Origin of the sequence: Cohnella lubricantis (assembly GCF_014212015.1) — a bacterium.
GTDB lineage: Bacteria > Bacillota > Bacilli > Paenibacillales > Paenibacillaceae > Cohnella > Cohnella lubricantis.
In genome coordinates, this window is record NZ_JACJVN010000090.1 from 1 (window position 1) to 2,424 (window position 2,424).

The 2,424-nt window shown below is 49.8% G+C and carries 2 protein-coding genes; both read right to left on the reverse strand.

Annotation, left to right across the window (positions count from 1 at the left end):
* Positions 1-69: 69 nt before the first annotated feature.
* Complete coding sequence (istB, locus tag H4Q31_RS19815) at positions 70-795, reverse strand: IS21-like element helper ATPase IstB (protein WP_185180795.1); 726 nt, start codon at positions 793-795, stop codon at positions 70-72.
* A gap of 1 nt (position 796) precedes the next feature.
* Complete coding sequence (istA, locus tag H4Q31_RS19820) at positions 797-2,284, reverse strand: IS21 family transposase (protein WP_185180796.1); 1,488 nt, start codon at positions 2,282-2,284, stop codon at positions 797-799.
* Positions 2,285-2,424: the final 140 nt, after the last annotated feature.

Below are 2,424 nucleotides of genomic sequence, written 5' to 3' on the forward strand. Positions count from 1 at the left end.
TGTGTTTTGCAAGTAGAAAATGCTTAGGTTTGCAGCCAAAAGTACCAAACCCACTTGCCAGCATCGAAGTTACATAGGAATTCGTTCCATTGCTTGTTTGAAGCGGAAACTCTCGCCTGTGAAGGAGAGAATATGAGCATGGTGCACCAGACGATCGACAAGTGCTGATGTTAGCTTGGTATCGCCGAATATCGACGTCCATTGACCAAACTCCAAGTTGGATGTAACGATCACACTCTGTTGCTCATAGCAATCCGCAATCACGTTAAATAATAGCTCAGACCCGGTTTGGCTGAACGGGACGTAACCAACCTCGTCGAGGATGAGCAAATCAACCTTTCTCAACTTCTCTCGAAATCGGCTGAGCGTACCCGCCGCAAATTTCTCCTGAAGCACGGCGACCAGATCGGAGGCTCGGTAAAACTGCACCGCCTTGCCTCGGCGACAAGCCTCCACACCCAATGCCGTTGCCATATGCGTCTTTCCCGTGCCTACGGCACCCATTAGGAGCAAATTCTCCTTGCGTTCCAACCATTCCAATCCCTGGATTTTCTCTGGACTGCTGCCGTTTGGAAAAGAGATGTGGTCATACACATACCCTTCAAAGGTCTTAATATGCGGAAACCCAGCCTGCTGGACGAGTTTCCCTAACTTGGCACGGCGGCGACCATCCAGTTCCGCACAAAGAATTTGTTCCACAATACTTTGAATCTCTTCGCTCTGTTGAAGCGATACATAATCCATGACATGCGCTAATCGTAGCTGCCGGCACAAATCCGCCAGTTCTATAGCCATCTTAGCCCACCCCCACCAGTTGGTCGTAACGTTCGAGAGAGCCATCTGAACGAGTCCCCGGTGGTGACAGCGTCTCCTCCCACGTAACCGGCAAGTCTCGGTTTCCATGTTTCATGCCAAGGACGGCCGTGATACGGTCGACCGCCGTATTCTGGCCTAACAAAGCGATCGCTTCTTGGATCTGTTCGATGGTGTACACATCGCTCCAGTGCGACAGCGCCTGAAGGTGTTCTTTTCGCTCAGTCAGATCTTTCACCGTCACATACGCTTGCAAGGTTTCCGGCAACATGCGGAGGAATTGTGAGTGTGTAACGCTGCGCGGTTTTCTCAGCCATCCGGTAAACACTTTCGACCACGGAACATCCACAGTTCGCCCGGTGTAAGGTCTAGGCACCTCCCGAATCTTCTGGTGGTGGCCGTTCAGAATGACCAGGCGATCCCAATACGTCTGGATCAGTACCTCGCTACCTGGCGCAGCCATACCCAGTAACGGAATCGTCGTATCTTCAATCCGAATCTCTCCGTACTTGTTGACCACTGCAGCTGCCAAGCGAAAGGCCTCAAATCCATGTTCCGGCAATGTAAGAAGCTTACGGCGGTCATCCTCCCATAGATCGGCGATTCGGCGGTTTTGAGCATAATGCTGACGTTCGCGGTCTTGCATTGCCTGCTCTTCGAAATACGCGGCAAGCTGCTCATGGCTTTCATAGATGGGAATGGGGACGGCCCAATTCCGCTTAGAGTAGCCACATTTATTCTCCACATGACCTTTTTCATGACCGCTGTACGGATTGCAGAATACAGCTTCGAACCGGTAGTGAGCGCAGAATCGCTGAAAGCCTTCTGTTAATTGCCGTTCGCCTTGCTTCTCAATATGTACGACGGCAGCTGAGAGATTGTCGAACCAGATACGCTGAGGAACACCGCCCATCTGTTCAAAGCATTGCTTCATCGCTTCTAGGAAACATTCCTGATTTTCCGCCGGTGTCGGATAGACGAAAGCGGCATTGCTATGCGGAAAGGACATCACCAGCAGCTTGTATGTGAGCATTCGGTGTTCTTGGCTCACCTCAATGGTAGTAAAGTCCACTTGAGCCTCACCCGGCGGATGTTCCAGTCGTTCATACGTTTTGGCACGTTCTAGTTCCAATTCACTCTTTCGCTTCTGCACATAGGCTAGCACCGTACGTTGTCCGCCTGTAAATTGATGTTCGTCTCGCAACCGTTGAAAAATGCGAATACCTGTATGACGTTGCTTTCGTGGGAGCAAGCGATCTTCCTCCAACCACGTATCGACGATCTCTATAAATGGACCCATTACGGGACTTCTGCTTTTCCGTTTGGTCACAGCCGCATTCCAATCGGTTTGATCGGCATATTTTTTTGCAGTTCGCCAGTGGATCCCGACGCGTTGTGCAATTTCATTTACCGAACAGCCTTCTATTTCGCGTAAAAACTTGATATATTGTTGTTGAGGCATTTTCAACATCCTTTCTTTCTCCTCTCGCTACGTTGTCGACAAACATAACGATAGGATGATAGAGGGATGCTGACAAGTGTCTCTTTTTTTGCATCTTAGTTCGGCATTTTTACGCTGCAATAGTAGGCATTTCTATTATGCGATAAACA

What these genes read in the sequence shown, in the direction of transcription:
- istA (WP_185180796.1), bottom strand. Translation starts at nt 2,284, where the DNA reads ATGTTGAAAATGCCTCAACAACAATATATCAAGTTTTTACGCGAAATA.
- istB (WP_185180795.1), bottom strand. Translation starts at nt 795, where the DNA reads ATGGCTATAGAACTGGCGGATTTGTGCCGGCAGCTACGATTAGCGCAT.